The organism is Streptosporangiales bacterium (assembly GCA_009379825.1).
Lineage (GTDB): Bacteria > Actinomycetota > Actinomycetes > Streptosporangiales > WHST01 > WHST01.
This window is the reverse complement of sequence record WHTA01000027.1, coordinates 21,613-46,343: the sequence shown is the minus strand read 5'-3', so window position 1 is coordinate 46,343 and position 24,731 is coordinate 21,613. Positions and strand designations below refer to the sequence as shown.

Here is a 24,731-nt window from a genome sequence, read left to right as displayed (position 1 = left end):
GTCTGATAGGCCGCGAGCGCTCCGGACGAGCAGATCAGCGGAGGAATGCGACGTAAGCGGACGGACGCTGGGGGCTGCCGAGGGCGTGGTTACGGGCTGTGATCGACTTGTTATGTCCTGTGGTTCACCAGGGGAACTGCACGCAACTAGCAGGGCAAACACGGCGAAAATGGCACATAGTGCCACGCCTGATTGTGGGCGATTCGTGCCCTTGACCACCGGTTCCTCCTTGCGGCGGCTTAGGTGATGAACGAGACTAGGGCGCTCTGGTGACGCTCATACGCCATCATTTTCGTGACGACGACGAAGAATCTGCAATTGAGGGTTTTCCAGTGAGCTGAATGCCGATACGGTGTGTGCTACGCGCGAAATCCGCCGGGGGGATCGAGTGACGCACGGGATATGCCGTGATGCGGTGGGGGGAAACGGCAGGTGAAACCCCACCAGCTGCGTAGCGCGCCGGCTGAGTCTACAGCGTCGGTAACACCTGAGACCGACCTGACGATCTCACAGTTGACTGATCTGGATCTCGAGGATCTCGTCCCGCTCGCCGTAGCGGGCGACCCTCGGGCCACGGAGGAGTTGCTCGGCCGGCTGCGTCCGCTGGTGCTGCGATACTGTCGTGCGCGGCTGGGTCGTGTAGGAGGTTCGTTCGACCAGGCTGACGACGTCGCGCAGGAGGTGTGTGTGGCCGTACTGGCCGCGCTACCGCGGTACCGGGATGAGGGCAAGCCGTTCACGGCCCTCGTCTTCGGCATTGCTGCGCGCAAGATCGTCGACTACCACCGGGTCGCCGCCCGCACCGCCTACCCCACCGAGGAGCTCCCCGAGCGGGAGGATGGTGCTCCCGGCCCGGAGGAGCTCATGCTCCGCGGGGCCGACGCCGACCGCGCCCGCGCGCTGCTCGACCAGCTGCCGGAAAACCTCCGCCACCTGCTCATGATGCGAGTCGCCGCCGGCCTGTCCGCCGAGGAGACCGGGCAGGCCCTCGAGATGAGCCCGGGCGCCGTCCGGGTGGCGCAACACCGAGCCCTCGCCAGGCTCCGTACCCTGGTCGACCAGGAAAAAGAGCAAGAGCAGGTGAAGCAGCAGATGCCAGACCCCGAGGCCACGCCCCCACGTGGCCGGCATCGGGCGCAGAAACCGCGCCGGCGTGGTAAGGAGGTGCCGAGGTGAGCCGCCCCCGTTCGCCGCACTCAGGTGACCTCGACGCCGTGCTGCGCGACGACCTCGCCCTCGACCAGATCGGTCGGGGCCGTCGCCCCCGAGGTGCCGACAACGGCATGCAGGTCCTCATCGCGATCGCGGAGGACATCGAGATCAAGCCGCCGCGACGCCGCACCCGCGGTAGCCGGCTGACCCGCGGCCTGATCGCCACCACCGTCGCGGCCACCGTGCTCGGCGCCACCGGCGTGGCCGCAGCGGAGCCAGGCGGCACCGGCAGCTTCGCGTTCTGGACGCCGCGTCCTGGCAACCACGTCGAGGCCGCCGACCGGTCGCTGAAGGAAGCCCAGCGTTCGCTGGAGCGCGGCGACAAGGCCACCGCCAACAGGCAGCTCAGCAAGGCCGACGAGGAGCTGCGCAAGGCCGGTTCCAGCACACACAGTGCGACGCTGGAGGAGCGGGCGGAAGACCTGCGCGGCGAGGCCGACCCGAAGACGCCGCGGCCGCTGCCGACCAGCCAGACGGCCGACCCGAACTGGTCCTGGTTGTGGGGCGTGCCCGGTGGTGGACCCGGCTGGCAGCCGGAGGAGTCGCCGTACAAGAAGAAGTGCCTGCTGGTGATCTGCACCAAGGAGACGAAGCAGCCGACCCGGCCGCAGCAGACGCCGAGCACGGCCGAGCAGCAGCAGGACGAGGAGCAGACCGGCATCCTGTTCCGCCGCCCGACCACCGCGACGCCGAACACCCCTGGCCCGAGCGGGCCGTCGTCGAGCTCGAGCGACGCGCAGCCCGGCCTGCCGACGGTGTCGCCGTCGCCGAGCGGTGGCAGCAGCGAGAACTCGCCGTCGCCGTCGGAGGAGCAGACCACCGACGACAGCGACAGCAGCCCGAGCCAGAGCTACGAGCCGCGCCCCACGGCGAGCCCGTCGGGCAGCTGACGCGGGACTGTCGGGGTCAGGCCTCGTCGTCTTCGACGGCGTCCAGTACGCCGTCCAGGTAGCCGCGGGCGTAGTCCCAGCTGACGTAGTGCGACGGGTCGGGTGCGTACGCGGGCTCGTGCACGCCCGGCCGCCCGTCGCCGATCATCTGCCTGAGGTTGCCGCCGAGCAGGTCCCAGCCGAAGTAGTGCTCCTCGTTGCACTCTGCGCACGACATGGCTAGGCCGCGCACGCCCTGCGGTTCGAGCAGGGCGCGGAACATCTCCACGTCCTGCAGATCGGATTCCACGCTGGCGCGCTCGTCGTCGGTCAGCCTGGCGTCATCGTCGTCGCCGAGCATCGACGCCGGGTCCTCCGGATCTTCCGCGAACGGGTCGGGAGGCGTTTCGTCACGCACCCGGCCAGACTAACGTCCCCGAACAATGGGTGGTGGAGGATGCCGGTCGCAGCCGTTCGCCGGGTACGCCCGTAGCATGGGGCATACGCGCTCTCGCTCGTGCGGCAAGCCCGCCAGGCATGTTCGGAAGGTGTCATGGACCCCACCGGCGTTCCCGACAAGTTCGCCACCCTCGGCCTCACGTTCGACGACGTCCTCCTGCTGCCGGGCGAGTCGGACATCATCCCAAGCGGCGTGGACACGTCGACGAAGATCTCCAGACGGGTGACGCTGCGGCTGCCGCTCGCGTCCTCGGCGATGGACACGGTGACCGAGGCGCGGATGGCCATCGCCATGGCGCGCCAGGGCGGCGTCGGCGTGTTGCACCGCAACCTGTCCATCGACGAGCAGGCCGTGCAGGTCGACCTGGTCAAGCGGTCCGAGGCGGGCATGGTGACCAATCCGGTGACCTGCCGCCCGGACGACACGCTCGGCTCGGTCGACAAGCTCTGCGGGCACTACCGCATCTCCGGCGCCCCCGTGGTCGACGGCGACGGCGTGCTCGTCGGCATCGTGACCAACAGGGACATGCGGTTCGAGGAGGACGACTCCCGGCCGGTGCGCGAGATCATGACGCTGATGCCGCTGGTGACCGCGGGCCCGGACGTGGACGCGGAGCAGGCGATGGAGCTGCTGCGCGCGCACAAGGTGGAGAAGCTGCCGCTGGTCGACGGCGACGGCCGGCTGCGCGGCTTGATCACCGTCAAGGACTTCGTCAAGCGCGACAAGTACCCGAACGCCACGAAGGACGGTGACGGCCGGCTGGTCGTCGCCGCCGCGGTGGGCACCGGCGAGGAGTCGTACAAGCGCGGCCGCGCGCTCGTCGACGCGGGCGTGGACCTGCTCGTCGTCGACACCGCGCACGGGCACGCCCGCGGCGTACTCGAGATGGTGCGGCAGCTCAAGCGCGACACCGGCGTGGACGTGGTCGGCGGCAACGTGGCCACCCGGGCGGGCGCGCAGGCACTGGTGGAGGCCGGCGTCGACGGGGTGAAGGTGGGCGTCGGCCCTGGCTCGATCTGCACGACGCGGGTCGTCGCGGGCGTGGGCGTACCGCAGATCACCGCGATCCACGACGCGGCCGAGGTCTGCCGGCCCGCCGGGGTGCCGGTGATCGGCGACGGCGGCCTGCAGTACTCCGGCGACATCGCGAAGGCGATCGTGGCCGGCGCGGACACCGTCATGCTCGGCAGCCTGCTCGCCGGCTGCGAGGAGAGCCCGGGCGAGCTGTTGTTCATCAACGGCAAGCAGTACAAGGCGTACCGGGGCATGGGGTCGCTGAGCGCAATGCAGTCGCGCGGCGGGCAGAAGTCGTACTCCAAGGACCGCTACTTCCAGGACGACGTGCTCACCGACGACAAGGTGATCGCCGAGGGCGTCGAGGGCCAGGTGCCGTACCGTGGTCCACTCTCCGCCGTCTCGCACCAGCTGATCGGCGGACTGCGGCAGGCGATGGGCTACGTCGGGGCGTCGACGCTCCCGGAGATGTATGACAACGGGCGGTTCGTCAGGATCACCGCCGCCGGGCTCACCGAGAGCCACCCGCACGACATCGCGATGACCGTCGAGGCGCCGAACTACCACGGCCGCTGAGGACTGCGAAGGAGGCGCATGACGGAGTTGGAGATCGGTCGGGGCAAGCGGGGCCGGGTGGCGTACGGCTTCGAGGACGTGGCGATAGTGCCGTCCAGGCGTACCCGTGACCCTGAAGAGGTTTCCGTCGCGTGGCAGATCGACGCGTACCGGTTCGAGATGCCGCTCGTGGTCCCGCCGATGGACAGCGTCGTCTCGCCGGCCACCGCGATCACCGTGGGGCGGCTCGGCGGCCTCGCCGTGCTCGACCTGGAGGGGCTGTGGACCCGGTACGAGGACCCGGAGCCGTTGCTCGCAGAGGCCGGTGAGCTGCCCGACGAGGCCGCGACCAGGCGGCTGCAGGAGATCTACGCGGAGCCGATCAAGGAGGAGCTGATCGGCCGCCGGATCGAGGAGGTCAGGCAGGGCGGCGTCGTCGTCGCCGGCGCGCTCACCCCGCAACGTACGGTGCAGTACTACAAGACCGTGGTGGATGCCGGCGCCGACATCTTCGTGATCCGTGGCACCACGGTCTCCGCCGAGCACGTGTCCAGCCGGGCCGAGCCGCTGAACCTGAAGCAGTTCATCTACGAGCTCGACGTGCCGGTCGTGGTGGGCGGCTGCGCCACGTACCAGGCCGCGCAGCACCTGATGCGTACCGGCGCGGCGGGCGTGCTCGTCGGGTTCGGCGGCGGCTCCGCGCACACGACGCGGAAGGTGCTCGGCGTCGCGGTGCCGATGGCCACGGCCATCGCGGACGTCGCGGCCGCGCGCCGCGACTACCTGGACGAGTCCGGCGGTCGGTACGTCCACGTGATCGCCGACGGCGGCATGTCGCGCAGCGGCGACATGACGAAGGCGCTCGCCTGCGGCGCCGACGCGGTGATGGTCGGGTCACCGCTCGCGCGGGCGGCGGAGGCCCCGGGCCGCGGCTGGCACTGGGGTGCCGAGGCGACACACGGCGAACTGCCCCGCGGCGAGCGCGTCCACGTCGGCACCGTCGGGTCGCTCGAGCAGGTACTGCTGGGCCCGTCGAAGGTGCCGGACGGCTCGATGAACTTCGTCGGCGCCCTACGCCGCGCCATGGCGACGACCGGCTACTCGGAGCTGAAGGAGTTCCAGCGCGTAGAACTCGTCGTCGACCCCGGCCACTGACGCCCGGACCGGCGGGGTCAGGCGAGGTTGACGTCGCGGAGGTCGCTGGTCGACAGGAGGGCGTCCACGACCATGCGTTTTGACGCCTCGATCTGCTCTACGCACACCGCGTGGGCTTGGTCGGGGTTGCCGGCGACCATAGCGTCGATCAGGTCGTGGTGCTCGTGGTACATCTCGTCGTTCCTGTCGGTGCGGCCGAGCGCGAGGTGGAAGAAGCGCTCGCTCGCCTCCAGTAGCCCGCGCACGATGCCGGCCATCCTGCTGTTGCCGCCGGCGGCGACGATGCCGACGTGCAGTGCGGTGTTGGCGCGCAGGAACCGGTCGACGGCGTCGTCGTCGCCAGGTTCGTAGCGCTCCGCCCGGCAGGCGAGCTCGAGCTCACGCAGCACGGCGAGGTCGGCGCCGCCGCCCGCGGCCCGGCGCGCGGCCGGCGGTTCCAGGTGCATCCGGACGTCGAAGACGTCGCGCACGCCGGCGAGCGTGATCGGCGCGATCAGGTGGCCGCTGCGCGCGACCGGCTGTACAAGGTCCTCCTGGCTCAGCCGGCTCAACGCCGTACGGACGGCCGCGCGGCCGAGCCCGTACTGGCCGGCCAGCTGGCTCTCGCTGACCTGCTGGCCAGGTGTCAGCTGGCAGCGGAGGATGGCGCGCTTCACCACCGTGTAGGCGGTGCTGCCCAGCGAGACCGTGTCGTTCGCCGTGGGCATCAGCGCGCCGCCTTCGCCCGCCAGCCGACGGCGGTGCCCGTGTCGTCGCGCACCTCCTGGGTGAAGACCTTGTTCACGCTGCTGCCGACGGTCGCGATGTCGTCGCCGTAGACGTGGATCGAGATCGCGGTGCCGTCGCAGGTGTTCTCCACCAGGTGGATGTTCTCCTCAGGCGGTACGAGCACGGAGACGCTGCCAGGTTGGTTGCGTTGGCTCTCCTGCTCGGTCAGCCACTCGTCGGCGCCGTCGCTGACCAGGTGGTACCTCACCTCACGCTCCGCGCCCTGGAGCACGCCGACCACGCACCAACAGCGGTGGTCGTGGATCGGGGTGCGCTGGCCGGGCAGCCACACCAGCGCGACCACGGAGTACGCCCCGCTCTCGTGTACGTGCACGACGTGCTGGGTGTAGTGCTCCGTCGAGCCGACGCGATGCTCGTCGCTCAGGAACTCGGGGTGCGCGAGCAGCTCCGGCAGGAACTTCGCCGCCCCCGCGGCCCGGGCGGCCGCGTCGGCGTCGGCTGCCACCAGCTCGTCCATCGCGGTCGTGAACTCCCGCAGTGCGTCGGTGGCCATGGTGGTACCTCACAACCCTCTGGTCAGCTGAGATGTCAATCATCTCGAACTGAGATGTCAATTTCTCCCAGCGTACAACAGCCGTGCCCCGGCCGGGTGGGTGGCCGGGGCACGCTCTGTGGGGTACGGGTACGTGCTCAGTCGTCGCCGGCGGCGGTCTCCTCCGTCTCGGTCGGTGTCGTCCTTCCCGTCTCGGCCGTGCGCTCGGCGAGCTCGCGAGCGTGCAGCACGTTGCCGATGAACAGGTCGTAGATCAGCACACCGAGGACACCACCGATCAGCGGTCCGACGATCGGTATCCAGAAGTACGCGGTGAACTCGCCTGGCGACGTGCCGGGGAGAGCGAGGTCCCCCCAACCGGCCATCCACGCGAACAGCCGCGGGCCGAAGTCACGTGCCGGGTTGATCGCGTAGCCGGCGTTCGCACCGAACGAGATGCCGATCGCGCCCACCACGAGCCCGATGAGCAGTGGGCCGAGGTTTGCCTTGACCTCCATGTTGCGGCGGTCGATGAGCGCTACGACGAACATGACGAGGAAGCTGGTGCCGACGATCTGGTCGATCAACGGCCCCCAGATGCCGCCGTCGAAGTACGGTGCGGGGAACGTCGCGAAGATCGAGAAGGTGGCGACGCTGTGCCCCGGTGGATCACTGGCTTGTTCGAAGGCGGCGATCGCGTCGTGGTAGACGAGGAACACAAGAGCGGCGCCGGCGAACGCACCCACGACCTGCGCGAGCATGTACGGCCCCACCTTGCGCCAGGGGAACTTGCGCCGTACCGCGAACGCGAGGGTCACCGCTGGGTTGATGTGTGCTCCGGACACGCCGCCCGCGACGTAGATGGCGAAGGCGACGGCGAACGCCCAGCCGAAGCCGATCAGTAACCAGTCGCCGGCGGCGAGGAAGATCGTCGTGGAGCTCTCCGCCCGGCCGGAGCCGGGAAGCGCCGTGACGGCCATGGCGACGACACCGTCGCCGAACGCGATGAGCACGAACGTACCCAGGAACTCCGCGAGCAACTCGCCGCCGGTGCCACCGAGCCTCTTGAGCCCGCTGCCCTTGGCGAGGAGCGGAGGGATTTCGACAGCCATTGTCGTACCTCCTGGCAGTTGGTACGCCAGTTGTACGTCTTCTACCGGCTTTCCGGCAATGACTTCTCCGCGCGGTAATCCTTGTGCCGAAGGGGGCGGCATCGGTAATGATGGGACGCGGCCCAGGTCGTGTCCGAGACAGGAGACCGGCATGAAGAAGCTCATCAACGCCGCCGACGACGTAATCACCGAAGCGCTGGCGGGTTTCGCCGCCGCGTATCCGACTTACGTCACGGTGAATTTCGACCCCCGTTACGTAGCGCGAGCCGATGCGCCCGTGGGCGGCAAGGTCGCACTGGTCTCCGGCGGCGGTTCCGGTCACGAACCGTTGCACGGCGGGTTCGTCGGCCACGGCATGCTCGACGCCGCCTGCCCCGGCGAGGTGTTCACCTCGCCGACACCGGACCAGATGGTGGATGCGGCCAAGGCGGTCAACGGCGGCAATGGCGTGCTGTTCGTGGTCAAGAACTACACCGGTGACGTGATGAACTTCGAGATGGCCGCCGACCTGGTCAGGGAGGAAGGCGTCGAGGTGCAGTCGGTGCTCGTCAACGACGACGTCGCGGTCGAGGACTCGACGTTCACCGCCGGCCGGCGCGGGGTGGGCGCGACGGTGCTCGCGGAGAAGATCGCCGGCGCCTCGGCTGAGCGGGGTGACTCGCTGGACACCGTCGCGTATTTGTGCGGGAAAGTGAATAGTCAGGCACGCAGCATGGGGATGGCGCTGACGCCGTGCACGGTGCCCGCCGCCGGCACACCCACCTTCGAGCTCGCCGACGACGAGATGGAGATCGGCATCGGCATCCACGGCGAGCCGGGTAGGGAACGCGTCAAGCTCGCGCCCGCCGCCGACGTCGTCGGCCAGTTGGTTGAGCCCGTACTCGGCGACCTGCCGTTCGGGCGCGGCGACCGGGTGTTGGCGTTCGTCAACTCGATGGGCGCCACACCGCTCACTGAGCTGTACGTTGTCTACGGCGAGCTGGCGAAGCTGTTGGCCGGCCGCGGCATCACCATCGAGCGCAGCCTGGTCGGTCCGTACATCACCTCGCTGGAGATGGCGGGATGCTCGATCACGTTGCTGCGGTTGGACGAGGAGCTCACCGACCTGTGGGACGCACCCGTCGACACCCCCGCGCTGCGGTGGCGGTGAGCATGGCGGCCGACGGCGCGGCGGTGCGGGCGTGGGTGCGTGCGTTCGCGGACGCGGTGACGGCACGCAAGACGGAGCTGACCGAGCTCGACTCCGCCATCGGTGACGGCGACCACGGCATAAACATGGACCGCGGGATGCGCGCCGTGGTGGCGAAGCTCGACGCCACCGAAGGCGCGGAGCTCGGCGCGTTGCTGCGCGCGGTGGGCATGACGCTGGTGTCGAAGGTCGGCGGCGCGAGTGGTCCGCTGTACGGCACGTTCTTCCTGGAGGCGGGCAAGTCGCTCGGGCCGTCGACGGAGGTGGGGCCGGCCGACTGGGCGGAAGCGATGGCGGCGGCCGTAGCGGGCGTGCAGAGCAGGGGCAAGGCAGAGGCGGGGGACAAGACGATGGTCGACGCCCTGCTGCCGGCCAGGGACGCGTTGTTCGAGGCGGTCGACGAGGGCGCGGATCTCGCCGCGGCGACCATCCGTGCGGCCGACGCCGCCGAGCAGGGGCGCGACGCGACCGAGCCGCTCGTCGCCCGCAAGGGCAGGGCGAGCTACCTGGGGGAGCGCAGCGCCGGGCACCTGGACCCGGGCGCGGTCTCCGCCGCACTCCTGTTCCGCTGCGCCGCCGACACGCTCAGCGCCTGAGGAGGGCGGGCGGTGGCGGTCGGGATCGTGCTGGTGTCGCACAGTGCCGAGCTGGCCAGGGGCGCCGCGGCGCTGGCCACGGAGATGGCCGGCGACGTCACGATCGAACCGGCCGGCGGGCTGGACGAGCCTGGCGAGCCGTTGGGCACCGACGCCATGCGCGTCGCCGACGCGATCACCCGCGCCGACTCGGGTGACGGCGTGCTGGTGCTGATGGACCTCGGCAGCGCCGTGCTCTCGGCGGAGACGGCGGTGGACTTCGTCGAGGGCGTCGAGGTGCGGCTGTGTCCGGCGCCGCTGGTGGAGGGCGCCGTGACCGCGGCCGTCGCCGCCCAGACCGGTGGGTCGCTGGCCGCCGTCGCCGCCGAGGCGCTGCGCGGGCTGGACGGCAAACAGCTGCAGCTCGGCGTGGCAGACGAGGAGACGCCGCCTCGTACCGACGCCACCGCTGACGAACGCGCCGTCGAGCTCGACGTGCTGAACCCGCTGGGGTTGCACGGCCGGCCGGCGGCGCGCGTGGTGCGTACGGTGTCCGGCTTCGACGCCGAGGTGCGGATCGCCGACCTCACCAGCGGGCACGGCCCGGTGTCCGCGCGCAGCCTCGCCGGCGTGATCGCCCTGGGCGCCGTGGGCGGGCACCGGCTGCGGGTGAGCGCGGCAGGCGCGCAGGCGGACGCGGCGCTGGACGCGCTCCGCCGGCTGGCCGCGGACGGCTTCGGCGACGACCTCGCTGCCCCGGTTCGGACGCCGGCCGCTACGCCGGTCGCCGACGTGCCTGACGCGACGTTCGTCGGCCTGCCCGCCGCACCCGGCAGCTCGTACGCGCAGGTGCGGCACTTCCGGCTGGCGGAGGTGCCCGACCCGGACACCGCACCGGGGGCGCCGGCGGCGGAGGCCGACCGGTGCGGCGGTGGCCGAGGTGGAGCGCGACCTCACGGCGGCACGCGACCAGGCGGCGGAGACGCTCGGCGAGGAGGCCGCCGACATCCTCACCGTGCAGCTGCTGCTCGCCGGCGACGACGCGCTGCTCGGCGCCGCGCTCGACCGGGTGGCGACCGGCGTGCCGGCGGGCCGGGCCTGGCGCGACGCGGTCGCGGACGTGGTGGCGAGCTACCAGCAGGTCGACGACGCGTACCAGCGGGCGCGGGCCGAGGACGTCGCCGACGTGGGCCGCCGGGTGGTCGCCGCGCTGACCGGCGTATCACCGCGCCGCTCGGTGGCAGGGCCCGGCATCGTGGTGGCCGACGCGCTCGGTCCCGCCGACGCGGCCGCCCTCGACCGCGAGCTGGTTCGTGGCGTGCTCACCGCGACGGGCGCGCCCACCGGGCACGCGGCGATCCTCGCCCGCACCCTCGGCATCCCCGCGGTCGTGGGCGCCGGCGAGTCCGTGCTGCGGCTGGACGAGGAACAGCCGGTGCTGCTGGACGGGGACACCGGCGCGGTGTACGTGCAGCCGCCGCGTGCCCTGCGCGAGGAGTACGACCGGCGGCACGCCGCCGCGCAGCAGCGCCGGAGCGCAGCGCTGCGGGTGGCCGGCGAGCCCGCGGTGACCACAGACGGCGTGCATGTCGCCGTGGCGGCCAACGTCGGCTCCGTCGCGGACGCTGCGGCGGCGGCCGGCCAGGGCGCGGACGGCGTCGGACTGCTGCGTACGGAGTTCCTGTTCCTCGACCGCGACGAACCGCCCACCGAGGACGAGCAGGCGGAGACCTACGCCGCCATCGCGGCCGAGTTCGCCGGCGCGCCGGTGACCGTCCGTACGTTGGACGTGGGCGCGGACAAGCCCGCGCCGTACCTCGCGCAGCCGCGGGAGGAGAACCCGTTCCTCGGCGTGCGTGGCCTGCGGCTCGGGCTGCGGCACGCCGACGTGCTCGGCACCCAGCTGCGCGCGGTCGTCCGGGCGGCCGCGGCGCACCGGATGCAGGTGATGTTCCCGATGGTCACGACGCTCGACGAGCTGCAGCGCGCCGTCGATCTGCTCGACCGGGCCAGGGCCGACGTCGGCGTCGACGTCCAGCTGCCGGTGGGCGTGATGGTCGAGGTGCCCGCGGTGGCGTTGCTCGCCGACGCGTTCGCTGCGCGGGTGGACTTCCTCTCCGTCGGCACCAACGACCTCACCCAGTACGTGCTGGCCGCCGACCGCGGCAACGCCGACCTGGCCGAGCTGGCCGACGCCTGCCAGCCGGCCGTGCTCAGGCTCGTCCGGCAGGCCGCGCAGGCGGCGGCCGGTCACGGCCGGCAGCTCGCCGTCTGCGGTGAGCTCGCCGCCGACCCGGCGGTCGCCGGGCTGCTGCTCGGCCTCGGGGTGACCGAGCTGTCCGTCACACCGGTCGCGGTGCCCGAGGTGAAGCAGGCGGTGCGGGCGACGTCGTACGCCGAGGCGCAGCAGCTCGCCGAGCGCGCGCTCGCGGCCACCTCGGCCGCCGACGTCCGTGCCCTGCTCGCGTAGGGTGCCGCCCGTGACGTGGACGTACGCCGAGCTCACCGCCGACCGCTGGGCCGACCTGGAGACGCTGTTCGGGCCGAACGGCGCGTACGGCGGCTGCTGGTGCATGTTCTTCCGGCAGACCGGCAGGGAGCTGGCGGCGAACGGCAACGCGGGCAACCGGGCCGCGCTCCGTGGGCTCGTCGAAGCCGGGGAACCGCAGGGTGTGCTCGCCTACGACGGCGCGGAGCCGGTGGGCTGGGTGGCCGTCGCGCCGCGTGCCGGCTACGGGCGGCTGCGCCGTTCGCCGCTGCCCGTCGGCGCCAAGAGCGACCCGGAGGTGTGGGCCATGACCTGCTTCTACGTGGCGCGCGCACACCGGCGGCGCGGCGTGGGGCACGGTCTGGTCGACGCCGGCGTCGAGTACGCGGCCGCGCACGGCGCGCGTGAGGTGGAGGCGTACCCGGTGGACATCGCGCGGGCACCGGCGGCGGAGGTCTACGTCGGCACCAGGGCGCAGCTGGCGGCGCACGGGTTCACCGAGGTGGCCAGGCCGAGCGCGTCCAGGGTGGTCATGCGCAGGACGGTATGAAACAGCGCGCGGCGGGCGACGGCCCACCGCGCGCTGCGTCGGCTGCGGGGCTCAGGCCGCGGTGACGGTCACCGGGATGTTGCCCCTGGTGGCCTTGGAGTACGGGCACACCTGGTGCGCGGCGTCGGCCAGCTCCTGCACCTTGGCGGTGTCCAGGCCGGGCACCTCCACGGTGAGGTCGACGGTGATGCCGAAGCTCTCGCCCTCGGGCCCGAAACCGACCTCGGCGGTGACCCGCGCGTTCGAGGCGTCGACGCCGTCGTCCTTCGCGACGAGGCCGAGCGCACTGGTGAAACAGGCGGCGAAGCCCGCGCCGAACAGCTGTTCTGGATTGGTCCTGCCGCCCGGCCCGCCAAGCTCCTCCGGCATCTCGAGCTCCACGTCGAGGAGGCCGTCTTCGCTCGTGCTCCGCCCGCCACGCCTGCTCCCGGTGGAGACCACTTTGGTGCGGTAGGCGACCTTTTCCGGCGTCCTCACGGTCATCGGCTTCTCCTCACGCTTTCCACGCGGACAGTTCGTCGCCCCAAACCTACGGCCCGCCACGGTGTTCCCTCAACGGCGTGTCCGCATAGGCTCACGGTCAGTGCTGGCAGCGCGCACGTGCTTCAGAACGCCCAGGTAGCGATCGGCTCCCCGTCACCGTTCGGCTCGTACATCTTCCCGTGCACGCTCGGCAGGTCGAACGCCAGGACGCCCTTCTTCCTCTCGCCAGCGTTCACCGTTTCCACCGAGATCTGTTCCTGAGAGGTCGCGTCCCACGCGTTCCCGTCATCCATGTCGAACCGTTCACCGCCCCGCGTGACCACATAGAAGTCCTCGGCCCACACCTGGTAGCTGCCGGACTGGCAGCTGGGCCGCATCTTGAAGATCACGAAGTGGCCGTTGGCGGGTGTCGACGCGTACGAGTACGCTGCCCCGTCCTCGAGTCTCGGGCCGGAGACCTTCAGCTTCCCTCTGGTCCCGTCATCCGACTCGAACCGAGCCACGTCGCCCATCGCGTACTCGATGTCCTCGGGCTGCTCGGTCGGCTCGTCGACCGGCTTGCTGGACGCCGCCTTCGCCGGCTTCGACGTGGGTGTAGCGGTCGGCTCCTTGGCCGCCGTCGACGTGGCTGCAGAGATGCCCAGGAACAGGCTCCCGACCAGGGCCACCGTTGCCGCCACCGAGTAGGTGGCGATCATGGCCGGTGAGGAGAACACCGACCGCTTGACCCAGAGCTGCCCCCCTCGGGCGGATCCTCGCAACTCGGGGGTTTCCTCCAGTCGGGCGGTGGGTCCAGCCGCGTGGTTTCCTCGGCCAGCTCGGTGGGGGGTGGGGAGGTGGGGGGAATCGATATCTCATGGTGGTTCCCCTCGTCCGTACCTCCCCATACGAGCCGCATCGCGACGCGGTGATACAGGCACCTGGTATGGGGCAGTAGGCAACCCCGCTGTTGTCACAGGCGCTGCAGGTGTGGCCCTATCTACGGCGTTCGCCGAGCAAATAGGCTCACGGTATGAGTACAACGCCAGTGGCGCCCCCTGGTCAGGCGCAGTTCCCCGCCCCGCCCGGTGACGCGGCGGTTGCCCGGCTGCTCGGCCGTGCGTCGGCGACGGGCAGCAAGCGGCTGCCGGTCGTGGCGCCGTACACCGGTGCGCCGATCGCCGAGCTGCCGCAGTCGACGCGCAAGGACGTCACGGCGGCATATGACAGGGCCAGGGCGGCGCAGCGCGACTGGGCGCGACGCACCCCGCGGCAACGCGCCGAGGTGCTGCTGCGCCTGCACGACCTCGTACTCGACCGGCAGTCCGAGGCGCTCGACCTGATCCAGTGGGAGAACGGCAAGTCGCGGATGCACGCGTACGAGGAGGTGGCCGATGTCGCGTTGAGCAGCCGGTACTACGCGCGCGGCGGCCCAGGGTACCTGATGCCGCGCCGGCGGTCCGGGCTGTTGCCGCTGCTCACCCAGGTGGTCGAGCTGCACCACCCGGTCGGCGTGGTCGGTGTGGTGTCGCCGTGGAACTACCCGCTGGCGCTCGGCGCGTCCGACACGCTGGCCGCGCTGCTCGCCGGCAACGCCGTCGTGCAGCGGCCGGACCCGCAGACGTCGCTGACCTGCCTGTGGGCGGCGAGCCTGGCCGACGAGGCCGGGCTGCCCGAAGGGCTGTGGCAGGTCGTGCTCGGCCCCGGCCAGCAGATCGGCGGCGCGGTGCTCGACCTGGCCGACTACGTCATGTTCACCGGCTCCACGAAGACCGGCCGAGGTGTCGCGGAGAAGGCCGGCCGCCGGCTGGTCGGCTCCACGCTGGAGCTCGGCGGCAAGAACCCCATGCTCGTACTCAGCGACGCCGACCTCGGCCGCGCCGCGGAAGGCGCCGTGCGGGCGTGCTTCTCGTCGTCCGGGCAGCTGTGCATCTCGATGGAGCGGATGTACGTGGCCGCGAGCGTCTACGACGCGTTCCTCGAGCGGTTCGTAGCGAAGATCGAGGCGATGCGCGTAGGTGCGGCGTTCGACTTCTCCATGGACATCGGCTCGCTGACGTCCGGCAGCCAGCTGGAGCGGGTGAGCGCGCACGTCGACGACGCGAGGGCGCACGGCGCGCAGGTACTCACCGGAGGCGAGCCGCGGCCGGAGCTCGGCCCGTACTTCTACCCGCCGACGGTGCTGGCCAACGTGTCCAGCGACGCGCAGTGCTACGCGGAGGAGACGTTCGGCCCGGTGGTCAGCGTCTACCCGGTGGGCAGCGAGGACGAGGCGGTGCAGCGCGCGAACGAGGGCGAGTTCGGGCTGAACGCGAGCATCTGGACCACGGACGCCGCCCGCGGCCGGGCGCTGGCCGCGCGGCTACGCGCCGGCAGCGTGAACGTGAACGAGGGCTACGCCGCCGCCTGGGGCTCGTTGGACGCGCCGATGGGCGGCATGGGCGCGTCCGGCCTCGGCCGCAGGCACGGCGCCCCCGGCGTCCTGAAGTACACGGAAACCCAGACGATCGCGACCCAGCGGCTGCTCGGCCTCGGCACCCCGCCGGGCCTCACCCATGAACAGTGGGCCGGCCTGTTCACCGCGGGCCTGCGCCTGCTCCGCAAGACCCCGCGCCGCTGAACGGATGGGCGCGGCACCAGGGGTCCAGGGATACCCAAGTGCCGCGCCCAGGTTCGGCGGTCAGACGCGGGTGCCGCGCTCTAGGTCGCGGGTGCCGCGCTCGAGCTCCTGCTCCTCCGGATGCGGGTCCAGCTGCTCGCAGCCGCTGTCCGGCTCGAGCGGGTTGACGGTGACGTCGGCAGCGTCCTTCACCCGATCGAAGTTCGCCGCGAACTGGTCATGGATCTCGTCGCCGTAGACCCGTGCGGTGATCTCGTCGTTCTCGTCCAGCGACGAGGGAACCAGGTTGTGCGAACCGGTGAACGTGACCTTGGTGTCCTCGCCGAGGTAGTTCCCGTCGATCGTCATGTCCTTCTGGTGCGTGCCTTCGCCACGCGTGTCCTCGGAGAACCCGTAGATCCGCACCGGGGCGTAGAACGAGGTGTCGGCCAGCGTCTCGCACTCCTCGTCGGAGATGTAGTTCACCACCAGCTCTACCTCGCAGCCCTGCCGCCGCAGCTCACTCAGCTTGTCGGCCACCGCCTGGCGACCGAGCCACCAGTTGCTGATGCTGATGGTCGTCTCCGACGCGTCGCAGTCGACGCCGTCGAGGATGTTCACGTACGTGTCGTCCTGGTCGTCCTGCCGCCGCGGGTGGAAGTACGTCTTGACGTTCTCCGTGACGTCCGGCGGGTTGCTGTCGTAGTAGTTGTCGTCCTTGTTCCCGCTCGCCAGGGTGTTGAAGTAGGCGTCCAGCCGGGTGTACAGCTCCGGGTTGCCGACGTCGACGTATGCACTGTTCCAGCCGGCGGTGCCGCCCACGGTGTCGCTGAGGTTCGCGGACGTGAGGACGGCGACGTTCGAAGTGTTGATGGTGTCGGAGAACAGGAAGAACTTGCTGTGCATCACCGCCTTGCCCGGCCGGTCGCCGATGCAGGCGTTGTCCTCCTCGCAGCGCTTCACCCACGACGACGCGCTCGTGTCGGTGCCGATCGCCTCCTCGAGCTCCTGGTGCGGCGCGTCTTCGGCGGCGCCGCTGTCGGCGACGACGTGGACCTGCACGCCGCGGTCGGCGGCGGCGATGAGCCGGTCGACGATGTCCTGGTCGCGAACGTGGAATGCCGCGGTGCGGATCGTCGAGTCGGGCGCGGCGCCGTCGATGAGCTTGATGAACTCGTCCTTGATCTCGGTACCGCCACCTGCGGTGTTGAAGACCGCTTTCGTGGTGACGCGCTCCACCGGGATGGCGGCGGCGGGCGTACCGAAGGCGATGGCCGCGAGGATGCTCGCCGCGGCCACGGCGAGCCCTCGGGCAACTTGTTTGTGCACGCGTTGCTCCTGCTCAGGTAGGGGTGTGGCAACGCTCTCGACGCTAGGTAGCGCCGGCATAGGTTCGCCATAGGTGGACAATGGCCGGATGGAGCACGACTTCGACGTCGCAGTCGTCGGGTCCGGGTTCGGTGGCAGCGTCACCGCACTACGGCTGGCGGAGAAGGGCTATCGGGTGGTGGTGCTCGAGGCCGGCAGGCGGTTCGCCCCCGAGCAGCTGCCGAGGACGTCCTGGCAGCTGCGCAGGTTCCTGTGGGCGCCGCGGCTGGGCTGCTACGGCATCCAGCGGATCAGCGTGCTGCGCGACGTGGTGGTGCTCGCCGGCGCCGGTGTCGGCGGCGGCTCACTGGTGTACGCGAACACGCTGTACGAGCCGCCTGAGCCGTTCTTCCGCGACCCGCAGTGGCGCGACATCACCGACTGGCAGGACGAGCTGCGTCCGTTCTACGACCAGGCGCGGCGGATGCTGGGCGTCACGGAGAACCCGACCATGACGCCGTCGGACGAGGCGATGCGCACGGTGGCGGACCAGATGGGCGTCGGGCACACGTTCCGGCTGGCGCCGGTCGGGGTGTGGTTCGGCAAGCCGGGGGAGACCATCGACGACCCGTACTTCGGCGGCGCCGGTCCGTCGCGTACGGGCTGCATCCAGTGCGGGTCGTGCATGACCGGCTGCCGGTTCGGGGCGAAGAACACGCTGCCGAGCAACTACCTGTACCTGGCGGAGCGGCTCGGGGTGGAGGTCCGGGCGCTGACCACGGTCACCGAGGTGCGCCCGCTCGCGGACGGCCCCGGGTACGCAGTCGCCACCGTACGTACCGGCAGCAGCGCCGGGCGGGCGTCGCTGACCGCCGAGCACGTGGTGTTCGCGGCGGGCGCGCTCGGCACGCAGCGGCTGCTGCACCGGATGCGCGCCGACGGCGTGCTGCCCGACCTCTCGCCGGCGCTCGGCCGGCTCACCAGGACCAACTCGGAGGCGCTGCTCGGCGCGATCCGCCCGCGCGGCGACGGCGACTACACCAAGGGCGTGGCGATCACGTCCTCGTTCCACCCGGACGAGCACACGCACGTGGAACCGGTCAGGTACGGCAAGGGCAGCAACTTGATGGGCCTGCTCGCGACGGTGCTGGTCGACGGCGGCGGCAAGGTGCCGCGCTGGCTGCGTTGGGCCAGGGAACAGTCGAAGCATCCGCTGGACTTCTTCCGGTCGCTGGACGTGCGCGGCTGGTCCGAGCGCACGGTGATCGCGTTGGTCATGCAGACGCTGGACAACTCGCTCACCGTGTCGCTGCGGCGCGGGCCGTTCGGGCGGCGGCTGACGTCCAGGCAGGGGCATGGTCAGCCGAACCCGACCTGGATCCCCGTCGCGCACGAAGCGGTGCGCCGGCTGGCCAAGGTGATCGGCGGCAAGCCGGGCGGCACCTGGGGCGACGTGTTCAACGTGCCGATGACCGCGCACATCCTCGGCGGCTGTGTCATCGGGGGCGATGCCGACGAGGGCGTCATCGACGCGTACCACCGGGTGTACGGACACCCCGGCCTGCACGTCGTCGACGGGTCGGCGGTCAGTGCGAACCTGGGGGTGAACCCGTCGCTGACCATCACCGCCCAGGCCGAGCGCGCGATGTCACTGTGGCCGAACCGCGGTGAGCCGGACGCGCGGCCGCCGCTCGGCGACCCGTACCAGCGGCTGGCGCCCGTCCCGCCGGCGCACCCGGCGGTGCCGGCCGGCGCTCCGGCCGCGCTGCGGCTCCCCGACCCCGACCCGCGGCCCTAGCAACGCCGAAGGGACCACGGGCGCGTGGCCCGTGGTCCCTGTGGGTGTGGCGGGGTCAGCCCTGGACGGCGCTCATGTCCATCCACATGACCTCCCAGATGTGGCCGTCCAGGTCGGCGAAGCTGCGGCCGTACATGAAGCCCTGGTCGTTGGCCTCGTTGGCCTCGGCCGCGCCGGCGGCGAGGGCCTTGTCGACCAGGTCGTCCACCTGCTGCCTGGAGTCTGCGGACAGGCCGAGCAGCACCTCGGTGGTGCTGGTCGCGTCCGCGACCGGCTTCTTGGTGAAGGTCTGGAAGAACGGCTCCACCAGCAGCATCACGTAGATGTCGTCCGCGACCACCATGCAGGTGGCGTTCTCGTCGGTGAAGTTCTGGTCGAAGGTGTAGCCGAGCTTGGTGAAGAAGTCGACGGACTTGTCGAGGTCCTTGACCGGCAGGTTCACGAAGATCTTTGTGGGCATCGAATACTCCTTGGTGTCAGCGGCGGACGATGGTGGCGAGGGACTTGGTCTGCGGCCAGCGGCCCCAGGCGATCAGGGCGGCGACGATGCCGAGCAGTGCGGGGGTGAGGGTCAGGGCGCCGGCGTCGAGCACGGTCAGGCTGGTGATGACCGCGCCGATCATGGTGAGGACGAGGCCGGTCGCGGCCAGCCCGGACAGCCGGGGGATCACCAGGCCGATGGCGCCGGCGAGCTCGACGATACCGACGAAGTAGCGGAACCACTGGCCGAGGCCGATCACGCTGAACATCTCGACGGCCGTCGCCTCACCCATCAGTTTCGGGACCGCCGCGGCGACGAGGAAGAACGCGGCGAGCAGGATCTGGACGACCCAGAGCGTGATGTTCAGGCCGCGGCCGCGGCTGCGGCCGGCGGTGCGGGGTTCGGTGGTGGTCTGGGCGGTCATGGTCGTGTCCTCTCGGTGCCTCGCCCGGTGTTGCGGTCACGGGTATCGACCCCAGTGCTCGCGGAAAGTCATCGTTGCCGCGATGAATTTCTTTTCCGCGCCGGGTCTGTACCGTCATGAGATGCTCCTCACGGGTGGGTGACACCAAGATCGATGGAGGCGAATAGCCGTGACCACGGCAGACCACCGCGTGGTGGGCGAGGACTTCCTCAAGGAGACCGACACCTACCGCCGTGAGTTGCTTGCGCATTGTTATCGCATGTTGGGTTCCGTGCACGACGCAGAGGACATGGTCCAGGAGACCTACCTGCGCGCGTGGCGTTCCCACGAACGTTTCGAGGGCCGGTCGTCCATACGCACCTGGTTGCACCGGATCGCTACCAACGCCTGCCTGACGGCGCTGGACAGCAGCAGCCGCCGCATCATGCCCACCGCCCTGGGCGAGCCCAACGGTGACCCCACCGTGGGCGTCGTGGCACGCAGCGAGGTGTCGTGGCTGGAGCCGGTGCCTGACACCATGCTGGAGAGCGACGCCGACCCGGCCAGTGTCGTCGGGTCCAAGGAGAGCGTCCGGCTGGCGTTCATCGCCGCACTGCAGCACCTGCCGCCGCGGCAGCGGGCGGTGCTGGTCCTGCGCGACGTGCTGAAGTGGAAGGCCGCGGAGGTCGCCGAGGCGCTGGAGACGACCACCACCGCGGTGAACAGCATCCTGCAGCGTGCCCGGGCGCAGCTGGAGCAGGTCACTCCCACCGAGGACTCGGTGACCGAGCCGACCGACGCACAGCAGCGCGCGCTGCTCGACCGGTACGTGAAGGCGTTCGAGGACAAGGACGTCGCCGGCATGGTGGAGCTGTTCACCAAGGACGCGATCTGGGAGATGCCGCCGTTCGACGCCTGGTTCCAGGGACCGGACGACATCGCCAGGCTCATCGATCTGCAGTGCCCGGCCAAGGGGCGCGACTCGATGCGGCTGGTCCCCACCTGGGCGAACGGTCAGCCGGCGTTCGGGTTGTACCTGCGTGAGAACGACGACGAGGAGTTCCGGCCGTTCAACCTGCCGGTGCTCACCATGTCCCCTGACGGCGTCTCGTACGTGCACTGCTTCTGCGACCTGAAGCTGTTCGAGACCTTCGGCCTGCCGGCCTCGCTGCCGGCCGACACCCCCGCCGCGTAGCTGGGGACCGGTCGTGGTGGACATGCGCGCGGCGACGCTCGCCGGAGTCGGGCTGCTGGAGCGGGCGGTTGGCTACCTGCTCGGCAGCCTGCACCTGGTCACGCCCGACGCGCTGAGCCATGCCACCCCGTGCCGGGACTGGGATCTCCGCGACCTGTTGCACCACGTCGACGACTCGCTGCTCGCGCTGCACGAGTCGGCCGGCGGGCAGGTGGGGTCGGTCGCCCTACGGCTGCCGCCGGCCGACGGGGAGCTGGTCGCGATCGTGCGCCAGCGGGCCCGTCGGCTGGTGGGAGCGTGGGCGGCGGCGCCGCAGCCGCGGCTGGTCGCGGTCGACGGCCTGCCGATCACGGCCGCCGTCGCCGCTTCCGTGGGTGCGGTGGAGATCGCCGTACACGGGTGGGACGTCGCGCAGGCCTGTGGCCACCACCGGGTGATCCCGCCGGAGCTGGCCGGCGAGCTGCTCGAGCTCACCCCGCTGTTCGTCGACACCGCCGACCGCGGCCGGCGGTTCGCCGACCCCGTCTGGCTGCCGTACGGGTCGAGCATCAGCGACCGGCTGGTGGCATACGTGGGCAGGAACCCGCACTGCGCGCTGGCGAACCGCACCGCGTCGTGGCTCCTGCGCGCCTCCTGACCCCGGTATCGTTGCGCGGGTGATCGGCGAGCTCAGCGCACCTGCGGACGTGGCACCTCCCGGCATCGCGGTCGGGGGGATCGTGGTCATCGTGCTGCTGGTACTCGTGGTGGTGGCGGCCGTCGTCGCCGGCGTGGTGCTGATCTTCCGCAACACCGGTCGGCGCAAGCCGCCCGACCGAGGGCCCGGCCGGTGAGCGTCGCGTCAGGCGACGACCGCGAGGACGAGCCCGCACGCGGCGGAGGCCGCGTTGGCGAGCACGGCGACCGGCCACAGCACCCACCGCAGTCGGTAGCGGCGCAGCGTGAGCGACAGCAGCGCCCCCTCGACGAGGCACACCAACGCCTCGCCGACGAGGAACGCCACGGCGTAGCCGCCGGCCGTGTGCTGGTAGCGGCTCACGCCGAGCCAGAGCAGCGGGTGCGTGACGACGTTGACGCCGACGGCGGCGAGCAGGGCCGTACGCAGCCGCACACCGTGCCTGCCGGCGAGCACGCACCGTAGACGGGCAGCTCGACCAGGAGGGTGACCGCGAACGCGGCGGCGTAGCTCATCTCGACGTGCCGCCGCGGCTCGTCGGCACGGTCGGGCTGGCGCTGGTGGCGGTGGTGGCGCTCGGGCTGGCGCTGCGGGCACCGCTGGCGACCACGGCGCTCGCCCTGATGGCGTTCGGCGTGCTGCACAACGTGCTTGAGCTGCGGTACGTCGGCGGCCGGTTCGCCACCCTGCTCTCCGGCACGTTCCTGCGCCTGCTCGTCGCGCTCATCACAGGCATTGTCATCTGTCGCCTCGCCGGCGCGGTCTTCAGTGGGGGTTGGGCGGTGCTGGCGGAGATCGTGCTCGCGTACGGGCTCATCGTCGCCGCTGCCTGGCTGGGGTTGCGGCGCCGGCCGTGGCTGCTGGCCGGCGCACTCGCCGTGGTGGTGCTCGCCGTGCTGACCTCCGTGCGCTGGCCGGCGTACCACGTGGTCGTCATCACGCACCTGCACAACCTGGTGCCGTTGGCGTTCCTGTGGGAGTTCTCCGCGACCATGCCACGCCGGCCGCGCCGTGCGCTCCGCGTCACCCAGCTGGCCTGGCTGCTCGCCGTCCCCGCGCTGATCCTCGCCGGCGTCGCGGACGGGCTGATGGCCGACGGTTCCGCGGCGGTGGAGAAGTTCGCCGGCGCGCCCGCGGTGGTCGCCGCGAGCACGACCCCGCCGGGGATGTGGGGCACCACGGTCGGGCTGCGGTTCCTGACCGTGTTCGCGTTCCTGCAGCTGATGCACTTCGTGGTGTGGGTGTGGTTCCTGCCGCGCTACGCGCCGGCGGCGGCACGTGCCTTCGGCGCGCGGGTACCCTGGCTGCGCGGCTGGCGCGCGTGGGCGCTCGGCCTCGGCGTGGGCGCGCTGCTGGTGGTCCTGTTCGTCGTCGACTACGAGCAGGGCCGCACGGTGTACGCGGCGCTGGCCAGCTACCACGCGTACCTGGAGCTGCCGGTCCTGCTGGCCATGCTGATGGGCCTCGCCGGGATGGGTGCCAAGGCGGGTCGCTGAGCCGGTAGCCGTCTCCTGCCGTTCACCGACCCGTAGGCAATGCCTCACCCGGGACTCGTCTTGTCTTATCAACTTGCGCCTAGCGTCAGGACCGTCCCCCGAAGTTCAGCCGATCCCCGATCGGAGAGACGAATGCATCGTCGTGCCCTACGACATCTGACCGCGTCCGTCGGCATTGGCCTGCTGCTGGCCGGTTCGGCCGCCTGCGGCACCGGAGCCGCGTCCAGTGACGACACCCTGGTGTTCGCGGCCATCCCCAGCGAGGAAGAAGACAACCCGAGACAGTCGTACCAGAAGGTCGTCGAGCGGTTGGAGGAGGCGACCGGCAAGAAGGTCGAGGTCAAGCAGACCACCAACTACAACGGCGTGATCGAGGGCCTGAAGTCAGGCACCGTGGACATCGGTGTGCTCGGGCCGTTCAGCTACGTGCTCGCGAAGAAGGTCGGTGCGAAGATCTCGCCGGTCGCCGTGCTCGCCGAGGACAAGAAGCAGCCGACGTACCTCAGCTACGGCATCACGCAGGGCGACAACAAGGACGTGAAGTCGATCAAGGACTTCGAGGGCAAGAAGGTCTGCTTCGGCGACCCCGCGTCGACGTCCAGCTACCTGTTCCCCCGCGCCGGGTTGAAGGACAACGACATCGACCCGGACAAGGACGTCAAGCCGGTGATGGCAGGTGCGCACGACCTGTCGATCCTGTCGGTGAAGTCCGGCAAGTGCGACGTGGGCTTCGCGGCCGACACCTACGTCGAGCACACCATGCCGGAGAAGGGCAGGATCAAGAAGGGCGACATAAAGGTGGTATGGCGCAGCGTGCCGATTCCTGAGTCGCCGATCGCCGTACGCAACGACCTGCCGAAGAAGGTCAGGAACCAGATCTCCAGCACCCTCGTCGACGAGCTCAACAAGGACTGGCTGGTGAAGAGCGGCGAGTGCAAGGACGCCGAGTCTTGCGTGGTCGCGAGCGACGCGGCGTACTGGGGCTACCTGCCGATCGAGGACAAGGACTACGCGCCGATCCGCAGGGTCTGCGCGGTCACGAAGGACAAGCAGTGCGAGGGCGAGGAAGCATGAGCGCCCTGCACACGGAGCCGGCCACCGCGGTGGCCGGCTCCGCGCCGGTTGCCGGCCAGGAGCCGGTGGTCGTGCGCGGGTTGGTGAAGAAGTACGGCTCGGTGCTCGCGTGCGACCAGCTCGACCTGTCGGTGCGGCGCGGCGAGCTGGTCGCGCTCGTGGGCAGGTCGGGTTCTGGCAAGTCGACGTTGCTGCGGGTGCTGAACGGCCTGGTGGCGCCGTCCGCCGGCGAGGTGCGGGTGCTCGACGAGGACGTGCGCACGCTGCGGTCCGCGCAGCTGCGGGCGCTGCGGCGCCGGGTCGGCATGGTGTTCCAGCAGTTCCAGCTGGTCGGTCGGTTGACGGCGATGGAGAACGTGCTCACCGGCGCGCTCGGCCGCGTACGCGGCCCGCGGTACGGGGTGTTGACCTGGCCGAAGGGCTACCGGCGGGAGGCGATCGAGCAGCTCGACCGGGTCGGCCTCGGCGACCGGGCGTTCCAGCGCGTGGACACGCTTTCCGGTGGACAGCAGCAGCGGGTGGCGATCGCGCGGATGCTGATGCAGCGGCCGGCGCTGGTGCTCGCCGACGAGCCGGTCGCGTCGCTCGACCCGGAGACGTCGGCGCAGGTGCTCGACATCCTGTTCCGCATCTGCGGCGAGGACGAGCTGACTGTGCTGTGCAGCCTGCACCAGGTCGACCTGGTGCTCGAGTGGGCGCACCGGGTGGTGGGCATGCGCTCGGGCGCGATCGTCCTCGACGCGCCTGCCGACGGGCTGGCCAGGCAGCGGCTGGACGCCGTCTACCGGGACGTCTGACC

25 protein-coding genes and 1 pseudogene are annotated in these 24,731 nt (G+C 70.8%); 16 read left to right on the top strand and 10 right to left on the bottom strand.

Going from position 1 to position 24,731, the window contains the following annotated elements; translation table 11 throughout:
- Positions 1 to 498 precede the first annotated feature (498 nt).
- Entirely contained in the window at positions 499 to 1,176 is a 678-nt protein-coding gene (locus GEV07_15225; GenBank protein MQA04012.1) for a sigma-70 family RNA polymerase sigma factor, read from the top strand.
- Entirely contained in the window at positions 1,173 to 2,102 is a 930-nt protein-coding gene (locus tag GEV07_15220; GenBank protein MQA04011.1) for a hypothetical protein, read from the top strand. The genes GEV07_15225 and GEV07_15220 overlap by 4 nt, the downstream gene beginning before the upstream one ends.
- 16 nt (positions 2,103 to 2,118) lie before the next feature.
- Here GEV07_15220 and GEV07_15215 read toward each other — a convergent pair whose 3' ends face one another.
- Positions 2,119 to 2,499, bottom strand: a complete 381-nt coding sequence (locus GEV07_15215; GenBank protein MQA04010.1) for a hypothetical protein — start codon at positions 2,497 to 2,499, stop codon at positions 2,119 to 2,121.
- Positions 2,500 to 2,634: 135 nt separating this feature from the next.
- Here GEV07_15215 and guaB point away from each other — a divergent pair, with 135 nt between their 5' ends.
- Together guaB and GEV07_15205 are read left to right on the top strand one after the other, a co-directional pair.
- The gene (guaB, locus tag GEV07_15210; protein ID MQA04009.1) at positions 2,635 to 4,131 is read left to right on the top strand and encodes an IMP dehydrogenase; all 1,497 of its coding nucleotides are present in this window, start codon (positions 2,635 to 2,637) and stop codon (positions 4,129 to 4,131) included.
- 18 nt (positions 4,132 to 4,149) lie between these two features.
- Positions 4,150 to 5,265: a GuaB3 family IMP dehydrogenase-related protein gene (locus GEV07_15205; GenBank protein MQA04008.1), complete on the top strand. Its 1,116-nt coding sequence runs from the start codon at positions 4,150 to 4,152 to the stop codon at positions 5,263 to 5,265.
- A gap of 17 nt (positions 5,266 to 5,282) precedes the next feature.
- Here the strand turns inward: GEV07_15205 and GEV07_15200 are convergent, their stop codons facing one another.
- From GEV07_15200 to GEV07_15190, 3 genes are all read right to left on the bottom strand, one after another.
- Positions 5,283 to 5,972, bottom strand: coding sequence for an FCD domain-containing protein (locus tag GEV07_15200; protein MQA04007.1), 690 nt, complete (start codon positions 5,970 to 5,972; stop codon positions 5,283 to 5,285).
- Complete coding sequence (locus GEV07_15195; GenBank protein MQA04006.1) at positions 5,972 to 6,547, bottom strand: cysteine dioxygenase; 576 nt, start codon at positions 6,545 to 6,547, stop codon at positions 5,972 to 5,974. Before GEV07_15195 ends, GEV07_15200 begins: the two co-directional genes overlap by 1 nt.
- Positions 6,548 to 6,684: 137 nt before the next feature.
- The gene (locus GEV07_15190) at positions 6,685 to 7,638 is read right to left on the bottom strand and encodes an MIP family channel protein (GenBank protein ID MQA04005.1); all 954 of its coding nucleotides are present in this window, start codon (positions 7,636 to 7,638) and stop codon (positions 6,685 to 6,687) included.
- Positions 7,639 to 7,789: 151 nt separating this feature from the next.
- On the opposite strand from GEV07_15190, the gene dhaK reads away from it, so the two are divergent.
- The 5 genes and pseudogenes from dhaK to GEV07_15165 all read left to right on the top strand — a co-directional run bounded on the left by dhaK (position 7,790) and on the right by GEV07_15165 (position 12,440).
- Positions 7,790 to 8,788, top strand: a complete 999-nt coding sequence (gene dhaK, locus GEV07_15185; GenBank protein MQA04004.1) for a dihydroxyacetone kinase subunit DhaK — start codon at positions 7,790 to 7,792, stop codon at positions 8,786 to 8,788.
- A 2-nt stretch (positions 8,789 to 8,790) separates the two neighbouring features.
- On the top strand, positions 8,791 to 9,423 hold the full coding sequence (dhaL, locus tag GEV07_15180; protein MQA04003.1) for a dihydroxyacetone kinase subunit L: 633 nt from the start codon (positions 8,791 to 8,793) through the stop codon (positions 9,421 to 9,423).
- 252 nt (positions 9,424 to 9,675) lie between these two features.
- Positions 9,676 to 10,128 (top strand): annotated as a pseudogene (locus GEV07_15175) (HPr family phosphocarrier protein).
- Between the two features lie 25 nt (positions 10,129 to 10,153).
- Positions 10,154 to 11,872, top strand: a complete 1,719-nt coding sequence (gene ptsP, locus GEV07_15170; protein MQA04002.1) for a phosphoenolpyruvate--protein phosphotransferase — start codon at positions 10,154 to 10,156, stop codon at positions 11,870 to 11,872.
- A gap of 103 nt (positions 11,873 to 11,975) precedes the next feature.
- Complete coding sequence (locus GEV07_15165) at positions 11,976 to 12,440, top strand: GNAT family N-acetyltransferase (protein ID MQA04001.1); 465 nt, start codon at positions 11,976 to 11,978, stop codon at positions 12,438 to 12,440.
- A 51-nt stretch (positions 12,441 to 12,491) separates the two neighbouring features.
- Here the strand turns inward: GEV07_15165 and GEV07_15160 are convergent, their stop codons facing one another.
- Entirely contained in the window at positions 12,492 to 12,917 is a 426-nt protein-coding gene (locus tag GEV07_15160) for an Ohr family peroxiredoxin (protein ID MQA04000.1), read from the bottom strand.
- Positions 12,918 to 13,045: 128 nt separating this feature from the next.
- Positions 13,046 to 13,621, bottom strand: coding sequence for a hypothetical protein (locus GEV07_15155; GenBank protein MQA03999.1), 576 nt, complete (start codon positions 13,619 to 13,621; stop codon positions 13,046 to 13,048).
- Between the two features lie 314 nt (positions 13,622 to 13,935).
- On the opposite strand from GEV07_15155, the gene GEV07_15150 reads away from it, so the two are divergent.
- The gene (locus tag GEV07_15150) at positions 13,936 to 15,522 is read left to right on the top strand and encodes an aldehyde dehydrogenase family protein (protein MQA03998.1); all 1,587 of its coding nucleotides are present in this window, start codon (positions 13,936 to 13,938) and stop codon (positions 15,520 to 15,522) included.
- Positions 15,523 to 15,582: 60 nt separating this feature from the next.
- Here GEV07_15150 and GEV07_15145 read toward each other — a convergent pair whose 3' ends face one another.
- Entirely contained in the window at positions 15,583 to 16,890 is a 1,308-nt protein-coding gene (locus tag GEV07_15145) for a hypothetical protein (GenBank protein MQA03997.1), read from the bottom strand.
- A gap of 28 nt (positions 16,891 to 16,918) precedes the next feature.
- Between GEV07_15145 and GEV07_15140 the strand changes: the two genes are divergently transcribed.
- Complete coding sequence (locus tag GEV07_15140; GenBank protein ID MQA03996.1) at positions 16,919 to 18,607, top strand: FAD-dependent oxidoreductase; 1,689 nt, start codon at positions 16,919 to 16,921, stop codon at positions 18,605 to 18,607.
- A gap of 55 nt (positions 18,608 to 18,662) precedes the next feature.
- Here GEV07_15140 and GEV07_15135 read toward each other — a convergent pair whose 3' ends face one another.
- Entirely contained in the window at positions 18,663 to 19,067 is a 405-nt protein-coding gene (locus GEV07_15135; GenBank protein MQA03995.1) for a glyoxalase/bleomycin resistance/extradiol dioxygenase family protein, read from the bottom strand.
- 16 nt (positions 19,068 to 19,083) lie between these two features.
- Positions 19,084 to 19,512 carry a DoxX family protein gene (locus GEV07_15130; protein MQA03994.1) on the bottom strand — a complete coding sequence of 143 codons (429 nt, stop codon included), beginning with the start codon at positions 19,510 to 19,512 and terminating at the stop codon, positions 19,084 to 19,086.
- 169 nt (positions 19,513 to 19,681) lie between these two features.
- Here GEV07_15130 and GEV07_15125 point away from each other — a divergent pair, with 169 nt between their 5' ends.
- Both GEV07_15125 and GEV07_15120 read left to right on the top strand, forming a co-directional pair.
- On the top strand, positions 19,682 to 20,686 hold the full coding sequence (locus GEV07_15125) for a sigma-70 family RNA polymerase sigma factor (GenBank protein MQA03993.1): 1,005 nt from the start codon (positions 19,682 to 19,684) through the stop codon (positions 20,684 to 20,686).
- A gap of 22 nt (positions 20,687 to 20,708) precedes the next feature.
- A complete protein-coding gene (locus GEV07_15120; protein MQA03992.1) occupies positions 20,709 to 21,323 on the top strand; it encodes a TIGR03086 family protein in 615 nt (204 codons plus the stop codon).
- 204 nt (positions 21,324 to 21,527) lie between these two features.
- Here the strand turns inward: GEV07_15120 and GEV07_15115 are convergent, their stop codons facing one another.
- The gene (locus GEV07_15115; GenBank protein ID MQA03991.1) at positions 21,528 to 21,818 is read right to left on the bottom strand and encodes a hypothetical protein; all 291 of its coding nucleotides are present in this window, start codon (positions 21,816 to 21,818) and stop codon (positions 21,528 to 21,530) included.
- Positions 21,819 to 21,883: 65 nt separating this feature from the next.
- Between GEV07_15115 and GEV07_15110 the strand changes: the two genes are divergently transcribed.
- Genes GEV07_15110 through phnC form a run of 3 tightly spaced genes read left to right on the top strand, consistent with a single transcriptional unit; the run spans position 21,884 to position 24,729 of the window.
- Positions 21,884 to 22,858 (top strand): hypothetical protein, encoded by a 975-nt coding sequence (locus tag GEV07_15110; protein MQA03990.1) that lies wholly within the window; start codon positions 21,884 to 21,886, stop codon positions 22,856 to 22,858.
- 39 nt (positions 22,859 to 22,897) lie between these two features.
- Positions 22,898 to 23,932: a phosphate/phosphite/phosphonate ABC transporter substrate-binding protein gene (phnD, locus tag GEV07_15105; protein ID MQA03989.1), complete on the top strand. Its 1,035-nt coding sequence runs from the start codon at positions 22,898 to 22,900 to the stop codon at positions 23,930 to 23,932.
- Complete coding sequence (gene phnC, locus GEV07_15100; GenBank protein MQA03988.1) at positions 23,929 to 24,729, top strand: phosphonate ABC transporter ATP-binding protein; 801 nt, start codon at positions 23,929 to 23,931, stop codon at positions 24,727 to 24,729. The genes phnD and phnC overlap by 4 nt, the downstream gene beginning before the upstream one ends.
- The last annotated feature ends 2 nt before the right edge of the window (positions 24,730 to 24,731 follow it).